The organism is Pseudomonadales bacterium (assembly GCA_024234165.1).
In the GTDB taxonomy this organism is placed as follows: domain Bacteria; phylum Pseudomonadota; class Gammaproteobacteria; order Pseudomonadales; family UBA5518; genus UBA5518.
This window is the reverse complement of sequence record JACKOP010000005.1, coordinates 199,880-219,279: the sequence shown is the minus strand read 5'-3', so window position 1 is coordinate 219,279 and position 19,400 is coordinate 199,880. Positions and strand designations below refer to the sequence as shown.

The 19,400-nt window shown below is 60.1% G+C and carries 16 protein-coding genes; 11 read left to right on the top strand and 5 right to left on the bottom strand.

Translation table 11 applies throughout. The features are described 5' to 3' along the window. Window positions 1–208: 208 nt before the first annotated feature. From H7A12_16000 to H7A12_15950, 11 genes are all read left to right on the top strand, one after another. Window positions 209–421, top strand: coding sequence for a hypothetical protein (locus tag H7A12_16000; protein MCP5322285.1), 213 nt, complete (start codon window positions 209–211; stop codon window positions 419–421). A gap of 23 nt (window positions 422–444) precedes the next feature. Continuing rightward, window positions 445–1,965: an amidase gene (locus H7A12_15995; GenBank protein MCP5322284.1), complete on the top strand. Its 1,521-nt coding sequence runs from the start codon at window positions 445–447 to the stop codon at window positions 1,963–1,965. Between the two features lie 282 nt (window positions 1,966–2,247). Next, entirely contained in the window at window positions 2,248–2,790 is a 543-nt protein-coding gene (locus H7A12_15990) for a sigma-70 family RNA polymerase sigma factor (GenBank protein ID MCP5322283.1), read from the top strand. Beyond that, the gene (locus tag H7A12_15985; GenBank protein MCP5322282.1) at window positions 2,787–3,839 is read left to right on the top strand and encodes a FecR domain-containing protein; all 1,053 of its coding nucleotides are present in this window, start codon (window positions 2,787–2,789) and stop codon (window positions 3,837–3,839) included. The genes H7A12_15990 and H7A12_15985 overlap by 4 nt, the downstream gene beginning before the upstream one ends. A gap of 72 nt (window positions 3,840–3,911) precedes the next feature. Then, the gene (locus H7A12_15980; protein ID MCP5322281.1) at window positions 3,912–6,860 is read left to right on the top strand and encodes a TonB-dependent receptor; all 2,949 of its coding nucleotides are present in this window, start codon (window positions 3,912–3,914) and stop codon (window positions 6,858–6,860) included. 112 nt (window positions 6,861–6,972) lie between these two features. Then, window positions 6,973–7,935 (top strand): TIM barrel protein, encoded by a 963-nt coding sequence (locus H7A12_15975; protein MCP5322280.1) that lies wholly within the window; start codon window positions 6,973–6,975, stop codon window positions 7,933–7,935. A 58-nt stretch (window positions 7,936–7,993) separates the two neighbouring features. Then, window positions 7,994–8,518 carry a gluconate 2-dehydrogenase subunit 3 family protein gene (locus tag H7A12_15970; protein MCP5322279.1) on the top strand — a complete coding sequence of 175 codons (525 nt, stop codon included), beginning with the start codon at window positions 7,994–7,996 and terminating at the stop codon, window positions 8,516–8,518. 15 nt (window positions 8,519–8,533) lie between these two features. Then, complete coding sequence (locus tag H7A12_15965; GenBank protein ID MCP5322278.1) at window positions 8,534–10,216, top strand: GMC family oxidoreductase; 1,683 nt, start codon at window positions 8,534–8,536, stop codon at window positions 10,214–10,216. 264 nt (window positions 10,217–10,480) lie between these two features. After that, a complete protein-coding gene (locus H7A12_15960) occupies window positions 10,481–11,638 on the top strand; it encodes a Gfo/Idh/MocA family oxidoreductase (GenBank protein MCP5322277.1) in 1,158 nt (385 codons plus the stop codon). Further along, complete coding sequence (locus H7A12_15955; protein MCP5322276.1) at window positions 11,638–12,687, top strand: sugar phosphate isomerase/epimerase; 1,050 nt, start codon at window positions 11,638–11,640, stop codon at window positions 12,685–12,687. Before H7A12_15960 ends, H7A12_15955 begins: the two co-directional genes overlap by 1 nt. A gap of 23 nt (window positions 12,688–12,710) precedes the next feature. Further along, complete coding sequence (locus H7A12_15950) at window positions 12,711–14,012, top strand: MFS transporter (protein ID MCP5322275.1); 1,302 nt, start codon at window positions 12,711–12,713, stop codon at window positions 14,010–14,012. Between the two features lie 63 nt (window positions 14,013–14,075). Here H7A12_15950 and H7A12_15945 read toward each other — a convergent pair whose 3' ends face one another. The 5 genes from H7A12_15945 to H7A12_15925 are packed head-to-tail and all read right to left on the bottom strand — an operon-like array spanning window position 14,076 to window position 19,300. After that, window positions 14,076–15,056: an LLM class flavin-dependent oxidoreductase gene (locus H7A12_15945; protein ID MCP5322274.1), complete on the bottom strand. Its 981-nt coding sequence runs from the start codon at window positions 15,054–15,056 to the stop codon at window positions 14,076–14,078. 59 nt (window positions 15,057–15,115) lie between these two features. Next, window positions 15,116–15,502, bottom strand: coding sequence for a nuclear transport factor 2 family protein (locus tag H7A12_15940; protein MCP5322273.1), 387 nt, complete (start codon window positions 15,500–15,502; stop codon window positions 15,116–15,118). Further along, window positions 15,499–16,728: a glycolate oxidase subunit GlcF gene (glcF, locus tag H7A12_15935; protein ID MCP5322272.1), complete on the bottom strand. Its 1,230-nt coding sequence runs from the start codon at window positions 16,726–16,728 to the stop codon at window positions 15,499–15,501. Before glcF ends, H7A12_15940 begins: the two co-directional genes overlap by 4 nt. A 2-nt stretch (window positions 16,729–16,730) precedes the next feature. Beyond that, window positions 16,731–17,813, bottom strand: coding sequence for a glycolate oxidase subunit GlcE (gene glcE / locus H7A12_15930; protein MCP5322271.1), 1,083 nt, complete (start codon window positions 17,811–17,813; stop codon window positions 16,731–16,733). Continuing rightward, entirely contained in the window at window positions 17,813–19,300 is a 1,488-nt protein-coding gene (locus H7A12_15925) for an FAD-binding protein (protein ID MCP5322270.1), read from the bottom strand. Before H7A12_15925 ends, glcE begins: the two co-directional genes overlap by 1 nt. Window positions 19,301–19,400 lie beyond the last annotated feature (100 nt).

The window sequence follows — 19,400 nt, the reverse complement described above, 5'->3', positions numbered from 1 at the left end:
GGAAATGTACGGGCGACCGCCGGTCGCCCCTACCGCAGCATCGCAACCGTACGGGCGACCCGCGGTCGCCCTCCCCCGGCATCACAACCGTACGGGCGACCCGCGGTCGCCCTTCCTGGCGGTCGCCCTCTCTGGCGGTTGCCCTTCCGTCCGGTCGTCCCTTTCCGCAGTCGCCCCTGCCGCTGGTCGCCAGCGCGGTGTGATCCTGATGTGGATCCTGATGCGGTTTGACGGGATGAAGGAAAAGGTGTTCGATCCCGAAAGGCACCCGGCGGCGCAAAAGGTCAAGCTCACCGTGCCGTACACGAAACCGCCCAAGGATACGCCCACGGTGGGGCCGGACCAGCGCGCCAAGGACCTGGCCGAACACCGGCGTCACATGCAACTGCGGTACGACAACCGAGGAGCGCCTGCGGGATGAACGTCAACATGGATCAAGAGCACATGACAGTGAGCCGACGTACCGTGCTGAGGGCGGCAGCCACCGGTGCCGCAGCATTGGCGGCGACCCGGGTATCAGCCGATGGAGCCCATCCTGTTGCAGACCCCATTACAGAGATGTCTGCCATCGAACTGCGGGACGCCATCCGAGCGGGGAAAGTGTCCTGCCGGGAGGTGATGACGGCATTTCTCGCGCGAATCGACGCGGTGAACCCGGCGTTCAACGCCATTGTTTCGCTCGAGTCCCCGGAGGAGCTGCTTGCTCTGGCAGAGAAGGCCGACGCAGCGCTTCGGCGCGGGGAGGAGGTTGGCCCCCTGCACGGGCTGCCGATGGCGCCAAAGGACGCCGTACAGGTTGCCGGCATGCGCACGACACTCGGGTCGGTTCTGTTCAAGAACAACATACCGAAGGACGACGGCTTGCTTGCCGCACGTCTGCGGGCTGCGGGGGCGATATTTGTCGGGCGAACAAACATGCCTGAGTTTGGACTGGGTTCGCAAACCTACAACAGCCTGTTTGGTACGACTCGCAATGCCTGGAACCGCAAGCTCACGGCGGGAGGCAGCAGCGGAGGGGCCGCAACTGCCCTGGCGCAGAGGTTGTTACCCGTCGCAGATGGCAGCGACATGATGGGGTCGCTACGCAACCCGGCAGGCTGGAACAATATCTATTCGTTGCGTCCGTCGTTTGGCAGGGTGCCCTACTGGCCGTCGAGCGAGGTCTTTTTCTCGCAGCTGGCGACAGAGGGGCCCATGGGGCGAACCGTTGCGGATGTTGCGCTGCTGTTGTCCGTGATGGCAGGCCCGGATGATCGCGTTCCCCTCTCAATCAACGAAGCGCCCGTGGATTTCACGGTAAAGCTCGCACGCGAGTTCAAGGGGACCCAGATAGGGTTTCTCGGTGACTTCAACGGCTACCTGCCGATGGAGGCAGGCGTCATCGGCCTCTGCGAAAACGCTCTGCAGCATTTCCGGAATATCGGCTGCATCGTTGAGGAGGCAACGACGGATTTTGACATGCCGGCCCTGTGGCGGAGTTGGTTGGCAATGCGCAGCCATGCCATCTCTTCCGGGTTTGCGCGCATGTATCAGCAGCCGCAGATGCGGGACAAGATAAAGCCGGAAGCCATCTGGGAAATCGAAACCGGACTCGCCCTGAGCGGCCTCGATGTGGCGCAGGCAGCAACGACTCGCAGCGCCTGGTACCAGGCGGTCCGGGCCTTGCTCGAGCAGTTCGATTTCCTCGTCTTGCCCACGGCCCAGGTCTTTCCGTTTGCGGCCAGCGTGCATTGGCCGAAAGAGATTGCCGGCCATGCGATGGATACATACCACCGGTGGATGGAGGTGGCCGGCATCGGGACGCTTTCCGCGCTGCCGATCGGGGTTGTCCCCGCCGGGTTTGACTCGGCCAACCGTGCCATGGGGCTGCAGATTCTCGGGAAATATGGTGGCGACCTGGAGATCCTGCAGCTTGCTCATGCCTATGACCAGGCGAGTGGCTTCAGCAGGCTGATCGCACCCTAGGGGGCGCGGCGCAACGGCATCCATGGGTAGCCCGACCCACGGGATGCGAATGCACGGGCGACCGGCCGGTCGGCCCCTACGGCATCGAAATGCACGGGGTTGTACGGGCGACCGGCGGTCGCCCTTCCGGCGGTCGCCCTTCCGGCGGTCGCCCTTCCGGCGGTCGCCCTTCCGGCGGTCGCCCTTCCGGCGGTCGCCCTTCCGGCGCTCGCCCCTGTCGCCGCGGCTGTGAGCATCCAAATGGTGCTACATTGACCCCGCCTCCGTCCGAGGGCTGCACACATGTTCAATAATCTGGAAATCGGCAGATTGCGCGGGCGCCTTCGACGCTACCTCGGTCGCTATCTGGGTCGAGCGGAAGATGCCGAGGACGTCGCACAGGAGAGCTTCGTCCGCGTGCTCGAGGCAGCCGCCAAGGGCGAGATCCGCTACCCCCAGGCCTATCTCTATCGAACGGCCCGCAACCTCGCGTTCAACCTCAGGGCGCGCAAATTCAATCAGATGGAAGACTCACTGGAGGATTCGGCCGCCCTGGATGTCATGGATGATAGTGAAGTCGGACCCGAGGCGCGTGTGATGGCGCAACGGCACTTCGAGCTGTTCTGTCGCGTGGCGGCGTCCTTGCCGCCGCAATGCCGTCAGGTTCTGGTTCTGCGCAAGGTGTACGGGTTCTCGCAGCAGGAGGTGGCACTGCGCCTCGATATCAGCGTCAGCACGGTCGAAAAGCACTTGGCCAAAGCACTGGCGCGCTGTGTGCAACAACTGCGCGCGATTCAGGTTGATGAAGTCGGGTATGGTGCCGAGCGCAGCTCGAAGCTGAAGTGACCGCGATGCAGAACGTCATTCCAATCCACAGGAAACGCCGGATCGAGGAGCAGGCCGCCGCGTGGGTGGTGCGCGTCGATAGCGACGATCTGTGCGATGACGAGAAGGCGCGTCTGCAAGCCTGGCTTGCAGAGGATGCAGACCATGCAGCCGCCTTCGAATATCTGGCCCAGACCTGGAAGCAGGTCGACTGCCTGGCATTGCTGGCACAAGTCATTCCGCTGCAGCAAAATCCGTCACCGGAGCCCCCACGCAAGACGTGGGCGCCATGGCAATGGGCCGCACCGCTGGGCCTTGTGGGCGTGTTGCTCGTCGCCGTCTTGACGGTCACCAAGCCGGATTTCCTGCCGTGGCTTGCGGCCCACAAGGTCGTTGAATCCGTGTATCAGACCCGTACTGGCGAACAGTCCCAGGTTCTGCTCGGCGACGGATCGAAACTTGTCCTCAACACGCGCAGCGAAGTGCGTGTGCATATCGATGCGCGCGAGCGATCGGTTTATCTGAACACGGGCGAGGTCTACTTCGACGTCGCGCCGGATCCACGTGTGCCCTTCGTGGTCTACGCCGGCAAGGGGGTGGTCCGCGCGGTTGGTACCAGCTTCAACGTGCGCATCCGGGATGAGGACGTGGAAGTGGCCGTGGCTGAAGGTGTGGTTGGTGTCAGCGTCGCCCGCCCCGACAGCACGAAATCGAATGCACAGGCCCTGCGTGCCGGCGATTTCACGCGTTATGCAGAACGCATCGAGACCCGGCGGCGCTTGTCGGAGGCCCAACTCGACCGCCGCGTCGCATGGAAGGGCGGCAAATGGGCCTTCGACGGGCAGACCCTGGCAGAGGTCGTGAAGGATGTGGGGCGCTACACCAATCAGCGTCTCGAAATCGTCGATCCCGCCATTGCCCGGATCCGGATCGGAGGGTACTTCGACATTGGCGACATCGAGCCATTCCTCGAGGCACTGGACACCGGCTTTGGCATCAAGCATCGCCGGATCGCAGACGATCTGATCGTGCTTTCTCTTCACGAGTCCCCGGACGGCACGGCTCACTGACCCTTTGGGTGGCACCTGCGCTGCGCGTGCGTGAGTCGAAGGAAGTTTCTCGGGATGGGATGGTGGATTTCCATGTCTGATGTGTCATCAGTATTGGCGCCAAAAAAAGCCGAACGCAAAGCATGGCGCCTTGGCAGTCGCCCCGCCTTGTCAACAGGCGGCGGGGCGTGGGCCACAGTCATTTCGGTGTTGACCCTGACGTTGCTGTTCATGGCGGCGGCTCATGGTGAGGAGGCTGAATTTGATTTCGATATCCCTCCGTCGACCGCAGACAAGGCGCTGGTGCTCTTTGCGAAACAGGCGAACATCCAGCTGTTGTTTTCGTATGAAGATGTGTCGACAGTGCAACTGAAGGCGCTGTCGGGTAGGTATAGTGTCACAAGCGGGCTCGAAGCCTTGATTGCCGACGCATGCATCCAGGTTGCGATAAATGCCAACGCGATATCAGGTGTAGAGCCATTGAAGCTAAAACGGAGATTCTGGTTCATGAAAAAGAAGAGCTGCACGTCGCGCAAACTCCGGCCTCTCGCTTATGCGTCAACACTTGTTGCAGGCGTGGCTGTGAACGGCGCATTCGCGCAGGACGCGAATCAGCCTGGCCCATCTCCGTCACCCTTGCTTTCCGATCGCCTAGAGGAAATCGTGGTCACCGCCCGACGAAGAGATGAGCGTTTGCAGGATGTGCCCATGGCGATCAAAGCCATTACGGATTCCGATCTCCAAAGCTTTAATCTATTCAATGGTTCGGATCTGGCGGCGATCACCCCTGGTCTGACCTTCAAGCCACGTCCCGGTATGGGTGATCCCACCGTCGCATTGCGTGGTGCGGCAAAACCGGATAGCAGTACGGCGCTACCGACGGTGCAGACCTATCTTAACGAGGTTCCGGTCACCCCGACCCTCATGTATCAGGCGGCCTATGACATCCAACAAATAGAGGTCTTGCGCGGACCACAAGGAACTCTTCGGGGCGAGCCCGCTTCATCGGGTGCAATCACGGTGACCACAAAGCGTCCGGATCCCTCTGCAACCGAGGGACGCGTCAGTCTTAATGCATCGACACGCAGCAGGCGAAGGGCAGAGGCGGCCCTTAACCTTCCCATCATTGAAAACAAGTTCGCTCTGCGCTTCGCCGGCATCACCGATCATGGAGATGGAGCTGGCGTGAAAAGTATCACCACTTCAAAGAAATCTCATGATCACACGGATAGCTGGAGAGTTGCGAGCTACGCGCAGCCGCTGGACAATATCAAGATCAATCTGATGTATCAGCACTTTTCAGCGGATCGCGATGAATTTCCGTGGATTGCCGGGCCGGGATATAGTGGTCCTGGGATGCCGGCCAATTTCAACGGACCGGCAATTGCCACAAGAGATCGCCGATCGGTCAGTCATACACCGCACATAAGAGCGCAATGGTTTAAGCACTGGATTGGGGATTTTAGCTGGGATATAAACGATGACTACCGACTGATATACGTCGGGTCCTACGGAAAAACCAAGGCAGACGATTATGGCGCATCCTATACAGATGGGGAGTCGTCCAATCTCTGGATTGCGCCGGAAAAAATGCGGCGCATCACGACTACAGCAGAAGTAGTCACGCAGGAACTCAGGTTGCAAGCGTCATATCGCGATTCTCTGGATTACGGTCTTGGCGCCTATTACAGGCGTGAAAAGGCTTTTACAGCAACCATGCTTCCGGCAGCTTTTTTGCCTGGCGCCTTCGGAGTTCGCCCAAATCTGGGTTTGGACCAGTTCGATCCGTATTATCGGTATAGCACAAAGGCAGATATCCCGATCGAAAGGGAGGAAAAGGCGATATATGGAAATGCGACTGTTCATTTAACTGATAAAACAGATGTATTTCTTGGCATCCGCTATATGGAATACGACGTGTTGATCAGGCAGTCAGGATCCGTGATCAACGGAGTTGTCGCCACCGGTGTGCCCGATAGCATGTGCTCTTATGTGCCCAGCGCCGGTGGAGGTCCAGCATTTCCGTCAACGCATCGTCCAGGGCAGTGTGACCTGCCGCTTCCCGACTTTCCCATCTCAATGGGTCCCGACTTTGATAAGACATATCATCCGTTGGTGTATCAAGCGTCCCTTACGCACCATATTAATGATGACGTTACGACATACGTCAGCTATGGCCACAGCTGGCGACCGGGGGCTAATAATCCAGCCATTCAGTCCAATGATCCGCGAGTAACAAAATATGCGAATCTGGACCCGGAAGAATCGAATAACGTGGAATTTGGTGTGAAGACGGTGCTTCTTGATGGCCAACTTGCACTCAATCTCTCCTTGTTTCACCAGAAGTTTGATAATTTCATTTACCAGGTGCCGTTTATATCCTATGTCAACGATACGGCCCTCCCGTTGTCGGTTGCATCTAACGCGAATGGAATGCAAGCAAATGCCGACGGCAAGATTTATGGTCTGGATTTCGATTTTACATACAAGTCTTCGCGCAACTTCTCTGTCGGCGGCTCTCTCAGCTATGCGCGTAGCCGCCTGGCTGGCGCCGTTCTTCCTTGTAATGACGCGAATTTTGACGGCGTCGCTGATAACGGAGCACCCACCCTTGATGGATTTGCCGCGGCAGGTGTCCCGATCGCGCTATGCACCACAAAAGGCAGCTTTTCCCGTAATGCGGACTGGTACGCCTCGGTACAGGCGGAAAAAGATTGGAACGTTTCAGATGATCTGGATGCCTATTTTCGCGCCCTCGTGACATATACGCCAAAGAACCAATTTGCATCGCCGGGATTTGAGGCGGACGCCTATACGATCACCAATCTCTACGCCGGTTTGCGTGATCCCGGAACTCAGTGGGACATCGGAATCTACATAAATAATGTTTTTGATCAGAAAACGATACTAACAAAGCAGGCAGACATTGCCGTACCGTCTCTAGTTCAGTCGCAACTTGGACTGGGGCCTAGCACGGGATATTCCCTTACTTCCGCAACTGAAAGACGGGAGGCGGGTCTGACCGTTCGATATGGCTTTTGACGCAGGTGTTTGCCCTGATCGAGTTCTTTCCGCGCAATAATGGAGGATCCCAGTGGCACTATCAAGGCGGCAAGCAGTACTCGGACTTGGATTGACCGGGGTTGCGGTGAGCATGAATGCGGTGGGCAACGCATCGACGAGTCGGAACTCAGGGGGAAAGGCGCCGCTGTCGCAAAGACTGGGAATTGAAAAATACGTGCTTCTCGATGTGCCGGTATCCAACTTGATTGAGGTCCTGAATCAGCTGTTCGTCATGGGATACCGCGAAATCGAGGGCCCGATTGAAAGTCTATCCGTGCAGGGCTTTCGGAATGTGCTGGACAAGACGGGTTTCGTGTGCCCCAGCATGACAACCGGTTTTGACCCTTCCTCAGGTGAAATTCCATCACTTTCGGATCCAGAAGGACTGATTGCATACGCGCGCAGCATCGGTGTACGGAATGTCGTTGTTTCGGCATATCCAGTGTCGGAGCTTGTTCCATACATCCCATCGAATAAAAATGAGGTACTTGCTGCGCTCAAGCGACAAGAGAAAAGTGATTACAAGCTGCTGGGTCAGCTTCTGCCCCTGGCGGTGAAGGCGCTACCGCTCGAGCGGTGGATGGAATTTGCAAATCGATTGAATCGATCCGGCGCCATTCTCGCGGATGCCGGTCTGCGTCTAAGCTATCATAATCATGGCTATGAAATGATCGATCTGCCCGACGGTCGCAATGCTTATGATTTGCTGATGTCGGAAACCGACGAAGCAGTTGTCGACTTCGAGCTCGATATAGGGTGGGCTGCGGCAGCCGGGTTCGATCCTGCTCACCTTTTACGCAAATACGGGCGTCGGATTACTCAGGTGCACCTTAAGGATTTCGGTGCTACTGCCACGACACGTGAATCGGGGCTCCATGGGGTAGATGTTGGTCAAGGGATTATGGATTGGGGCGCGGTGGCGGATGCGCTCGGGACGTCAGCAGTGCAGCATATTTATTTTGAGCAGGAACCACCCTACCCGATTTCGCCACTCGATTCTGCAAAGGTGGCCCACGATTATATTGTGCCCATCCTGGCGGCAAGGGGGCTGTAGCGTGGGGCTTATACACGGCACAGTGGGAATCAAACGTCGCACAATCTTGAAGGGTTCATTGCTGGCAACCTGGGCCAGCATGGCGAGCGGTTTTCCAGAAGGCCGACAACGCAGTGAAGAATCGAGGTTTCTTGATGCGAATCAAAAGGACTCGATTGCTGCTATATGTGACACCATGATACCCAGGACCGATACTCCTGGAGCGCTCGATGCTGGGGTGCCGAGTCGGCTTGAAGCGCTGTTGCGAACATGGGCTTCCAAGGACACGGAAGCCAAGATGATGAGAATTGTTGATGAAATCGATATGTATGCCTTTAGTAAGCATGGGAACAGTATTGCAGAAATTGATTCTGTCGATCAGCGGCATATTCTGACCGCGTACGACAATATGCATCGATCCGAAAGCGGTTACCAGATGTTCAAGGGGATGATCTTCGCCTTGTACTACATGTCGGAAGCCGGAGCTACGGAGGAGCTCGTCTATGAGCACTCTCCCGGCGCGTGGGAAGCTTCGCTCGAGCTGAATTCGGGCGTGCGCGCATCTGCATGGGACATGCTGACAGAATGGGGAGAGACCTTCTGAGGAGAATTGTGCGCAATGTTTGATGCCATCGTGATCGGATCCGGCATAAGCGGCGGTTGGGCGGCAAAGGAGCTTACTGAACGCGGTCTCAAAACCCTCCTTATCGAGAGGGGATCCCACGTCGACGCTCGTGATTATACCGACGACCTTTCGCCATGGGAGTTGTCGAACGCCAATCAGGTGCCAGAGGACGAAAGGAGGAACGACTATCCCATTCAGAGTACCGTTTATGCATTTTGTGCAGCTACGAAGAAGTTCTGGGTGAAGGACAGCGAACACCCGTACTCCACGCCGCCCGGAAAGCCATTCAACTGGATACGCGGGTATCAGCTGGGCGGCAGATCCATCATGTGGGGCCGTGCGTCCTTCCGATTGAGTGACTACGATTTTGGCGCCAACTTGAAGGACGGGTATGGCGTGGACTGGCCCATTCGGTATGGGGACCTTGCGCCCTGGTACGACCACGTGGAAGAATTTGCAGGTGTTTCGGGGTCGTATGAAGGGCTGGCGCAGTTGCCCGATGGCAAGTTCCTTCCGCCGATGGCCATGAGTGACTGTGAGGCGGACTTCAGGGACAAGGTATCGGCGGTATTCCCGGAGCGAAAGGTCATCGTCGGGCGGACTGCGAACCTGTCCAAGGCGCTCCCGCAGCACGCAGAGCTTGGGCGCGCACAGTGCCAAATGCGCTCGTTCTGTTCTCGCGGTTGTTCGCTTGGCGCATACTTTTGCAGTCTCAGTTCCACTCTGCCGGCCGCTAGAAGAACCGGCAATCTCGTGACAGCGACTGATACGATTGCACATAGCCTCATATATGACTCCAAAGCCGGGCGAGTGACTGGAGTTCAGGCGATGGACGCCAAGACTGGAATTGGGAGGAAATACGAGGCGAGAGTTATTTTTCTTTGCGCTTCGACGATCCCAACGACGATGATATTGCTCAATTCCGCCACGGACGCATGGCCCAGCGGGTTGGCGAATAGCTCCGGGATGGTCGGGCGAAACTTTATGGATCATGTCGGCGGAGTATCGGCGACGGCAATTTATCCCGGCCTGGACGACCGCTACTATCGAGGCCGCAAGCCGACGGGCATTTACATTCCGCAATATCGAAATATCGATACTCGGGAACCCTACCACAGAGGTTTTGCTTTTCAGGGAGTTGCATGGCGTTCAACCTGGGAGCGCGGCAGATTCAGTAATATCGGAATCGGAGAAGCAGCAAAGGATATTCTTCGGAAGCCAGGCCCATGGATGCTGTCCCTTGGTGCTCGTCTGGAGATGCTGCCGAACTTGGAAAATCGGGTCTCTCGCCATTCTACCCGAAGGGATAAATGGGGAATGGCAATACCTCACATTGTATGGCAGCCAGGGCAAAACGAATTTCAGCTCATGGAGGCTGCAAAGGCAGATGCAAAGGAAATGATGGAGGCGGCGGGCGCCCGAATCGTCTCGCTTGTCGGAAGTGCGGACACTTTGGAAGGATCGGTTCATGAAATGGGGACCGCCCGAATGGGAAGAAATCCAAAGGATTCTGTTCTTAATCAGTATAACCAGGCCCACGATGTCCCGAATCTCTTCATAACAGATGGGTCCGCAATGACGTCGACGGGGACGCAAAACCCGTCTCTCACGTATATGGCACTCTCGGCGCGTGCAGCGCATTACGCTGTTGAGTTTTTGCGCAGCGGGAAGCTCTGACGCATCGTGAGCGTGAGGCGTCGCGGTACTTCGTTCAGGTGTGCCAGATTGGATGTGCTTTCGATCCTGATCTGAAAACGGGAGCTTGTATTGTGAAGCAGAATACTTCAGTCGGCAGTCTCAGATGCCTCCGGGAATCGGCGGAGCCGGACTATACGGCCGTGGGGCGCTGGGATTACTGTAGCAGAGCGGGACAGCGCGGAGGTTGTGGCGGCGACTTGACAATCGTAGCCGGAAGTTGAGCAATAACGAGAACATGAGGCCATGGAACCTATCAGATACGGGATGATTGGCGGTGGGCGTGACGCTTTCATCGGGAGCGTGCACCGTACGGCGGCAGCAGTTGCGGGTAATTGGCGATTGGTCGCAGGCGCGCTTTCGTCCACGCCGGATAAGGCCAGGATCTCGGGCAAAGACATCGGCTTGGCAGAAAATCGCAATTATGGCTCGTGGATCGAGATGCTCGAACGCGAGGTTGCTCTGCCTGCCGGCGAGCGGATGGAAGCGGTGGCCATCGTCACTCCGAACCATATGCATGCGCCACCGGCGATAGCAGCGATGGAGGCAGGGTTTGATGTCATTCTCGACAAGCCGCTGGCGGATTCCATGGAAAACGCAGTCGCCATTGCGGAAGCGGCTCGGCGAACGGGTCGACTGATCGCGGTCACCTACACCTACACGGGTTATCCAATGGTGAGGCTGGCTCGTGAAATGATTGCAGGAGGCTCAGTTGGCTCGGTACGCCGCGTCATCGTGAGGTATACGCAAGACTGGCTTTCGCAAATTTTGGATATGGAGAACAACAAGCAGGCGCAGTGGCGGATGAGTCCTGCACACGCTGGCGTGTCGGGTGCGTTCGGGGATATCGGAACGCATGCCGCCAATCTCGTGGAATTTGTCACTGGCGAGCGGATCACCTCACTTTGTGCCGAACTGACGATGCTGTCCGGACGCTCTATCGACGATGATGGAGCGGCCATGTTCCGTCTGAGCGGAGGTGGCAAGGGAACGATGGTTGCCAGCCAGGTCTGCGTCGGCGATATGAATGACCTTTCCGTCGCGATTTACTGTGATGAGGCGGGATTGCATTGGTGTCAGGAAGAGCCCACCAAATTGATGCTCAAGCGTCGAGGACGCCCAGATGAAATCTGGCATGCAGGTTCAGATCGAGGCTACTTGCCGGCCGGTATCATCGCCTTGCAGCGCACGCCTGGTGGTCATCCAGAAGGGTACCTGGAAGCATTTGCCAATATCTATCGGGTCTTTGGCGAACGGGTTCGCGGAGATCTTCGGGCAGACAGGTCGGGCTTGACGATTGACGATGCATTGGCCGGGATGGCTTTCATCGAAGCGTGCGTAGCCTCTAGTGAGCGGGGCGGAGTCCGGGTAAACGTCACCCTCGCCGAGGGAGTTTCGCAATGATGAAGGGACCAGCCATTTTCCTTGCCCAGTTCACCGGTGACGAAGCGCCTTTCAATTCACTCGATATGATCACGAAATGGGCTGCTGGGCACGGTTACAAGGGTGTACAAATCCCCACGACCGACAGCCGCCTGATTGATCTCGCCAAGGCGGCGGAAAGCCAGGACTATGTCGACGAAATCAAGGGCGTCTGCGCTGCCAACGGAGTCGAGGTGACGGAACTTTCGACCCACATGCAGGGGCAGCTTGTCGCGGTTCATCCCGCGTACGACAGGCTGTTTGACGGATTTGCACCACAGCAGCATCGTGGGGATCCAGTGGCACGGCAGGATTGGGCAATTGAACAGCTCAAGCTGGCGGCAGTGGCGAGTCGGAGGTTTGGTTGTCGCTCGCACGTCACCTTCTCCGGCGCGCTGATGTGGCATCTGGTTTACCCTTGGCCCCAGCGGCCGCCAGGTTTGGTGGTGGAAGGGTTTGCCGAACTGGGGCGGCGCTGGCGGCCGATCCTCGATGCGTTCGAGGAGAATGGCGTTGATCTGTGCTACGAGCTGCATGCCGGTGAAGACCTGCACGATGGCGTCACCTTCGAGCGCTTCCTGGACGCGGTCGGCCAGCATTCTCGTGCGAACATCCTCTACGATCCTTCGCACTTCATGCTGCAACAGCTGGACTACCTCGCCTTCATCGATATCTATCACCAGCGAATCCGTGCTTTCCATGTAAAGGATGCCGAATTCCGTCCGAACGGGCGAGCGGGAATCTATGGCTCCTATGCCGACTGGGTTGACCGCCCAGGGCGCTTCCGTTCGCTGGGCGACGGACAAATTGATTTCGGCGCAATCTTTTCAAAGCTGACACAGTACGGCTATGCCGGATGGGCAGTTTTGGAGTGGGAATGCGCGCTCAAGCATCCAGAACAAGGTGCGGCTGAAGGGGCTTCGTTCATCACACGTCACATGATTCGCAAGGCCGACAGGGCGTTTGACGATTTCGCATCCGTCGACGTGGATGATGTGCTGGTCGGAGAACTCCTGGGCGCAAGGCGATAGAGGAACAGGAAGGGGCAAGAAAAATGACAAAAGAGTATCTGAACCGCAGATCCCTTTTCTGGATTTGCGTCTTGGCCCTGTTTACTGCTGCCTTGTCATTTTCGATACGTACCGGCGTATCCGGCGCAATCAAGGTGGCGTTGCTTGACCAGGCGGCCCCTCTCCGTTCGGGGGAGATGATCGCAGCGGCACTGGGGAATTCCTTTCTTGGCTTTGCCTTGTCACTGCTCGTGATCAGCCCTTTGCTGGACGTGTTCGGTGCGAAGCGTACGATCCTGTTCGCCTCGGTCTGCTTTATCGTTGGACCACTCCTGATTCTGCTTTCTCCTTCTGTGCAGGGTATCTCGGCGGTCTATGGCATGCTCACGAGTGGGATGATCGTCTGTGGTTTCGGTTGGGGGGCCACGGAGGCGACAATCAATCCGATTACTGCAGCCCTGTATCCCGATGACAAGACAGGCCAGCTCAATCGCCTTCATGCCTGGTGGCCGGCGGGGATCGTGTTTGGAGGTCTGGTTGGCCTGCTGTTCCTTGAAAATCTTGGACTCGATTGGCGAGCTTCGATCGCTTTGATTATTGTGCCGGCGATTGTGTTTGGCGTGTGGGCCATGACCCAGGACTTTCCACCGACAGAAAGTACCGTTCTCGGCGTGCCTTTCAAGGAGATGCTGGCGGAGCCGTTCAAGCGACCGACTTTCTGGATATTCTTCGCCATCATGTTCCTGACCGCATCGGCAGAGCTCGCTCCTGGATCATGGGTCGATATCGCGTTGACGCAGACTGTTGGTATGCCGGGCATTTTGGTGTTGGCCTATGTGGCGTCGATCATGTTCGTCATGCGTCATTTTGCAGGTGCACTTGAGCATCGCTTCTCCGATATGGGGCTTCTGTGGATTTCTACGGTTCCCGCCGCGGTCGGACTCTATCTACTGAGCATCGCATCGACACCTCTCGCCGCGCTTGCTGCTGCAACATCGTGGGCGCTGGGCGTTTCCTTCATGTGGCCGACCATGCTGGCAGCAGTAGCGCGGCGTTATCCGCGCGGTGGTTCATGGAGCATTGGCATCGTTGGTTTTGCGGGGGCAATGGCGATCTATTTCGTGCTGCCTTGGATTGGCAGAATTTATGATCGGGCAAAACTCGAAGCCGCTGGCGGGGAGGCTGCATTCGCTATGCTGGTGCCAGGACCGGAACTGCAACGGGTCCTTGCGTTTGCGGCGGAACGGTCCTTCCAGGCGGTGGTCATCGCTCCAATCGTGTTATTCGCGATCTTCGGTGCACTCTGTCTGACTGAAAAAAGGCGCCGGCAGGCTGTAGGCCAATGACAATCGGATTTCGTTCTGAAGGTGACCAGGCAAGCGGTTTTAGCAAGCCTGGACCTGCCTGAATCACCCGATACGCGGCATCACCCACCGCTCGAAATATTCGAGCTGCTCCCAGCCGATTTCGGGTGGCAGACCACTGATCAGCGGGTGCAGGCTGATCGCTCCATTGGGGCCGCGGCGCTCGATTTCGGCGAGCGCTGCTTCGGGACGCAGGATCGGATAGAGGCCACTCTGCAGCAGCGGCGCGACGTCGGTCACTTCGTGGTACTGGAATTGCGCTTCGGGGTTTTCGGTGGCCACCCAGCGGCCGTAGGAGTTGCACTCGTGCAGGATGTACGGCGCCATGCGGCGCGCCTCGGCCTCGGGGTCATCGGCTACCAGGAAGAAGCCGCTGCCGATGTTCGCCCAGGGGCCCGGATCGGTCTTGCCCAGCTCGATCGCGGTCTGGCGGTAGATATCGAATAACGCCTGTTCGGTGGTGTAGAAATGATCCGCGATGCGTGCGGCGCGCCTTGCTGCTGCCGGCGATGAGCCGCCGAGCCAGATCGGCGGGTGTGGCTGTTGCACCGGCGTGGGTCGCACGCACACGCGTCTGCCTTCGAATTCGAAGGGTTCGCCGGTCCACGCGCGTTTGATGGTTTCCACGCTGCGCTCGACGATCAGCCCGCGTCGGGCGCGCTCGACGCCGAACATCGTGAACTCGCGCGGCACGTAGCCACCTGCGAAGCCTGCCTGAACGCGCCCGTTGCTGATGATGTCGAGCACGGCGATGTCTTCGGCGATGCGCAGCGGGTGGTTGAACGGCAGCGTGACCATCGTGAGGCGGATGCGGATTTTCTTCGTGCGTGCCGCGAAGGCCGCCGCAAGCACCACCGGTGATGGAATGTAGCCGTCCTCCGCGCCGTGGTGCTCGCTAACCTCGAGGATGTCGAAACCCGCGCGGTCTGCCCAGACCGCCATGTCGAGAGCGGCCTCGTAGAGCGCCGCCTTGGGCGTGCCGGGCTGCGGATTGCGCATGTCGAAACGGATGACGAGTTGCGTCACGATCAAACCTCCCGCTGGAGCCTGTTTCCGGGTGTGCGATGCGAGTGCGGGACGCAGCCTCAGCCACTGATGCAATGGCGGCTGCGGATACGCCAGCCCTGCGGCGTCCGGACACAGCGGTCGATGTAGCGCGCAAACACCGTCGCTTTCATTTCCCGTGTATCCACGATCTGCAGATAGGCCATCACGCAGGCGTCGTCGCCCTGCGCGTCGACGTAGCAGTTGCTCACCACATGGCGTACGTGCGGGAACGTGTTCCGGGTTCCACGCAGGGTCTGCTTGATCTGGTCGAGCCCCTGCATATGAAACGGTGGCTCGTCGACCTGGAACTCGCTGTCCGCAGTCCAGATCGTGTCCAGATCATCGACGTTGCCGTAGTCGAGGATATGTGTGTAGCGCATCAGCAGCGCTTGCAGTTCGATCCGGTCGGTGTCGCTCAGGGTCATGGGCAGATCTCCTTGATGTTGTCGTCCAGCCATTCGATCCAGTGTCTCACCGGTGTCTTCGTGCCGGCCTGCAGGTGTGCGATGCAGCCCACGTTTGTCGACAGGATCAGCTCCGGTGCCGCGTTGCCCAGGTGCATCAGCTTGCGCTCGCGCAGGGCATCGGCAATTTCGGGCTGGGTCAGCGAATAGGTGCCGGCCGCGCCGCAGCACAGATGCGTTTCCGCGTACGGCAGCAGTTCGCATCCGAGCGCCGTCAGCATGGTTTCGACGGCTCCCCGGATCTTCAGGCCGTGCTGCAGCGTACACGGTGGGTGAAACGTCACGCGTGGTCGCTGCCGTGGCTGGCGGATCGGCCGCATTGCCAGCAGTGCGGGCAGCACCTCGCACGGATCCTTCGCCAGCGTGCTCACGCGCCGTGCCCGCTCAGCGTAGCCGGGATCGTGGCGCAGCAGGTGCGCGTATTCGGTTACATGTGCTCCGCAGCCACTCGCGTTCACCAGGATCGCTTCGCAGCCCGACTCGATGTGTGGCCACCACGCGTCGATGTTGCGCCGAGCCATGCGCTGAGCACCGACGGGATCATCGAGGTGCTGGTGCAGCGCACCGCAGCAACCGGCGTGCGGCGGCACCACGAGCTGGACGCCGAGTGCGTCGAGGACGCGTGCAGTCGCCGCGTTGATGTTCGGCAGCATGGCGGGTTGCACGCAGCCGGCGAGCAGCAGCATCCGGCGCGAATGTGGGCGCGCTGGCCACGCACCGGGAGCGCGTGCGAGCGGTATGTGGTCGCGCAGCACCGCAGGCAGCAGCGGACGCAGGACGCGTCCGAGCGCAAGTGCCGGGGCGAAGAGGCGGCTGCTGAGGCCGGTGCGCAACAGCCAGCGCAGCGCTGCCTGCCCTGCCGGGCGGCGAGTCCGTTGTGCAACCGCACTCCTGCCGATATCGAGCAGGCGTCCGTACTGCACCCCGGATGGGCAGGTCGTCTCGCAGGCGCGGCAACCCAGGCAGCGATCGAGATGCAGTCGGGTGGATGCGCTCGGCGTGCTGCCTTCGAGTACCTGCTTGATCAGGTAGATGCGCCCGCGCGGCCCGTCGAGTTCATCGCCAAGCAACTGGTAGCTCGGGCAGGTCGCGTTGCAGAAACCGCAGTGCACGCATCGGCCGATGATCGCCGCTGCCTCTTCGCCGTCGGGCGTGTCCTTCATGAAATCCGCCAGCTCCGTCTGCATCGTCAGAGCCCCGGATACAGGCGGCCCGGGTTCAGTATCCCGGCCGGATCGAATTCGGCCTTGAGCCGTCGGTGAATCGCCGCGATGGGTGCAGCGAGTGGCGTGAACACGCCGTGTTCGTCCGTGCTGCCGCGAAACAGCGTGGCGTGGCCGCCGCGTGCGCGTGCCTGTTCGCGCACCTCGGCAGCGGCTGCATGCGTGCGCAGCCAGCGCTGCGCACCACCCCATTCGATCAGTTGCGGGCCATCGAGCCCGACCGGTGCAGCCGTCGCAGGCAGGCCGAGCCGCCACAGTGGCGCATCGCCCGCAAAGTACGGGTCGCCGTGTTCGCGCAGCGCGTGCCAGAAACACGCGGCATCAGCTTCGTCGAGACGTTCACCGCCCAGTCGCGAACAGGCTGCGGCAACCGCGGCACGTGCACCGGACAGGCGCACGTGCAGGATGCCGGTTCCGGTGCCCGTTGCACCGTTCCAGGCGGTTGCCGACACCGGCAATGGCTGCCCGCCCCAGACGTTCATGCGCTGCAGCGCGCTGTGCTGGTCCATGTCGAAGCGAAGCGTTGCTTCCGTCGCCGGCTTCGGCGTCACCTTCAGCGATACCTCGAGGACGACTCCGAGCACGCCGAGGCTGCCGACGAGCAGCCGCGATACGTCGTAGCCGGCCACGTTCTTCATCACGGTGCCGCCGAATGCTGCGATCTCCGCCCCGCCCGAAAGCAGTCTTGCGCCGAGCACGAAATCGCGCACTGCTCCGGCGCTGGCGCGCCGTGGCCCGGACAGTCCGGCGGCCACGCAGCCGCCAACGGTTGCCCCCGTACCGAAGTGCGGAGGTTCGAACGCGAGCATCTGGTTGCTTGCGTCGAGTGTTGCCTCGAGTTCGGCCAGCGGGGTGCCGGCACGGGCGGTGATCACGAGTTCGGAGGGTTCGTAGGCCACGATGCCGGCGTGGCTGCACGGGTCGAGCAGCTCGCCGCTGCAGGCGTTGCCGTAGAAGTCCTTGCTGCCGCCGGCACGGATGTGCAGTGGCGTCCCCGCGTGCATCGCCTCGCGCACCTGTTGTTGCAGTATTGCGGCGGTGGCGTCCATCAGAAACGCTCCAGCTCCGGGAACGGCAGTCTGCCGCCGACCACCTTCATGCGTCCGTACTCGGCGCAGCGGTGCAGCGTGGGAATCGCCTTGTCCGGGTTCAGCAGCCCTGACGGGTCGAAGGCGTGCTTGATCCCGTGGAATCGCGCGAGCGCCTCCGGAGCGAACTGGGTGCACATCTGCGTGATCTTCTCGAGCCCCACGCCGTGCTCGCCGGTGATGGTGCCGCCGAGCGCGACGCTCAGCTCGAGGATCTCGACGCCGAAGGCTTCCGCGCGTTGGCGCTGGTCGGGGTCGTTGTCGTCGAACAGGATCAGCGGGTGCAGGTTCCCGTCGCCGGCGTGGAAGACATTCGGGCAGCGCAGGACGTACTTCTGTTCCATCTGCTGGATGGCTGCGAGCATCTCGCCAAGGCGCCGGCGCGGGATGGTGCCGTCCATGCAGTAATACGCCGGCGATACGCGACCGGCTGCCGGGAACGCCGCCTTGCGTCCGGCCCAGAACTTCAGGCGTTCGGCCTCCGAGTCCGAGACCGCGATACGGGTGGCTCCGGCCTGCCGGAGCACCTGCATGATCTGCGCGATCTCGTCGTCGACTTCCTCGGGTGTGCCGTCGGCCTCGACCAGCAGGATCGCTGCCGCCTCGAGGTCGTAGCCAGCGTTCACGAACGGCTCGACCATCCGCGCAGCCGGCTGGTCCATCATTTCCAGTCCGGCCGGGATCAGCCCGGCGGCGATGATCGCGGCAACGCCGTCGCCGGCGCTGGACACATTATCGAAGCTCGCCATCACGCAGCGCGCAAGCTGCGGTCGCGGCAGCAGCTTCACGCTGACCTCGGTGATCACGACCAGCATTCCCTCGGAGCCGACGAGCAGCGCCAGCAGCTCGAGCCCCGGCGCGTCGAGTGCCTCCGAGCCGAATTCGACGCATTCACCTTCCATGGTCAGGCCGCGCACGCGCAGTACGTTGTGCACGGTCAGGCCGTATTTCAGGCAGTGCACGCCGCCGGCGTTTTCGGCGACGTTGCCGCCGATGGTGCACGCGATCTGGCTGGATGGGTCCGGAGCGTAGTAGAGCCCGTGTGGCGCGGCGGCTTCGGAAACCGCCAGATTGCGCACGCCGGGCTGCACGCGGGCAATGCGCGCCAGCGGGTCGATCTGCAGGATGCGGTTGAGTTTCGCCGTGGACAGCAGAACCCCATCCGCTAGCGGAGTGCAGCCGCCCGACAGCCCCGTGCCTGCCCCGCGTGGCACCACCGGTACGCCCAGTGTGTGGCAGCTGCGCAGCACCTGCGCGACCTGTCCCTCGCTTTCCGGCAAGGCCACGACCATCGGCAGCCGCCGCTGCAGCGTCAGCCCGTCGCATTCGTAGGGGCGCGTGTCCTCCTCGCGATGCAGCAGGCAGTGCGCGGGCAGCACCTCGCGCAGTGCCCGCAACACCTCGCGCTGACGCCCGGTGTCGATCCTGATGGCGGAGCTTGCTGGCATTCGATTCTCCACTTTCCACGCGTCGTCGATCGGGGTGGATGGGACGCATGCGGATTCATTCGGGATTGCAACACAGAGTCGCGGTTTCCGGAAGAATGGC

What these genes read in the sequence shown, in the direction of transcription:
- H7A12_16000 (MCP5322285.1), top strand. Translation starts at nt 209, where the DNA reads ATGTGGATCCTGATGCGGTTTGACGGGATGAAGGAAAAGGTGTTCGAT.
- H7A12_15995 (MCP5322284.1), top strand. Translation starts at nt 445, where the DNA reads ATGACAGTGAGCCGACGTACCGTGCTGAGGGCGGCAGCCACCGGTGCC.
- H7A12_15990 (MCP5322283.1), top strand. Translation starts at nt 2,248, where the DNA reads ATGTTCAATAATCTGGAAATCGGCAGATTGCGCGGGCGCCTTCGACGC.
- H7A12_15980 (MCP5322281.1), top strand. Translation starts at nt 3,912, where the DNA reads ATGTCTGATGTGTCATCAGTATTGGCGCCAAAAAAAGCCGAACGCAAA.
- H7A12_15975 (MCP5322280.1), top strand. Translation starts at nt 6,973, where the DNA reads ATGAATGCGGTGGGCAACGCATCGACGAGTCGGAACTCAGGGGGAAAG.
- H7A12_15965 (MCP5322278.1), top strand. Translation starts at nt 8,534, where the DNA reads ATGTTTGATGCCATCGTGATCGGATCCGGCATAAGCGGCGGTTGGGCG.
- H7A12_15960 (MCP5322277.1), top strand. Translation starts at nt 10,481, where the DNA reads ATGGAACCTATCAGATACGGGATGATTGGCGGTGGGCGTGACGCTTTC.
- H7A12_15955 (MCP5322276.1), top strand. Translation starts at nt 11,638, where the DNA reads ATGAAGGGACCAGCCATTTTCCTTGCCCAGTTCACCGGTGACGAAGCG.
- H7A12_15950 (MCP5322275.1), top strand. Translation starts at nt 12,711, where the DNA reads ATGACAAAAGAGTATCTGAACCGCAGATCCCTTTTCTGGATTTGCGTC.
- H7A12_15940 (MCP5322273.1), bottom strand. Translation starts at nt 15,502, where the DNA reads ATGACCCTGAGCGACACCGACCGGATCGAACTGCAAGCGCTGCTGATG.
- glcF (MCP5322272.1), bottom strand. Translation starts at nt 16,728, where the DNA reads ATGCAGACGGAGCTGGCGGATTTCATGAAGGACACGCCCGACGGCGAA.
- glcE (MCP5322271.1), bottom strand. Translation starts at nt 17,813, where the DNA reads ATGGACGCCACCGCCGCAATACTGCAACAACAGGTGCGCGAGGCGATG.
- H7A12_15925 (MCP5322270.1), bottom strand. Translation starts at nt 19,300, where the DNA reads ATGCCAGCAAGCTCCGCCATCAGGATCGACACCGGGCGTCAGCGCGAG.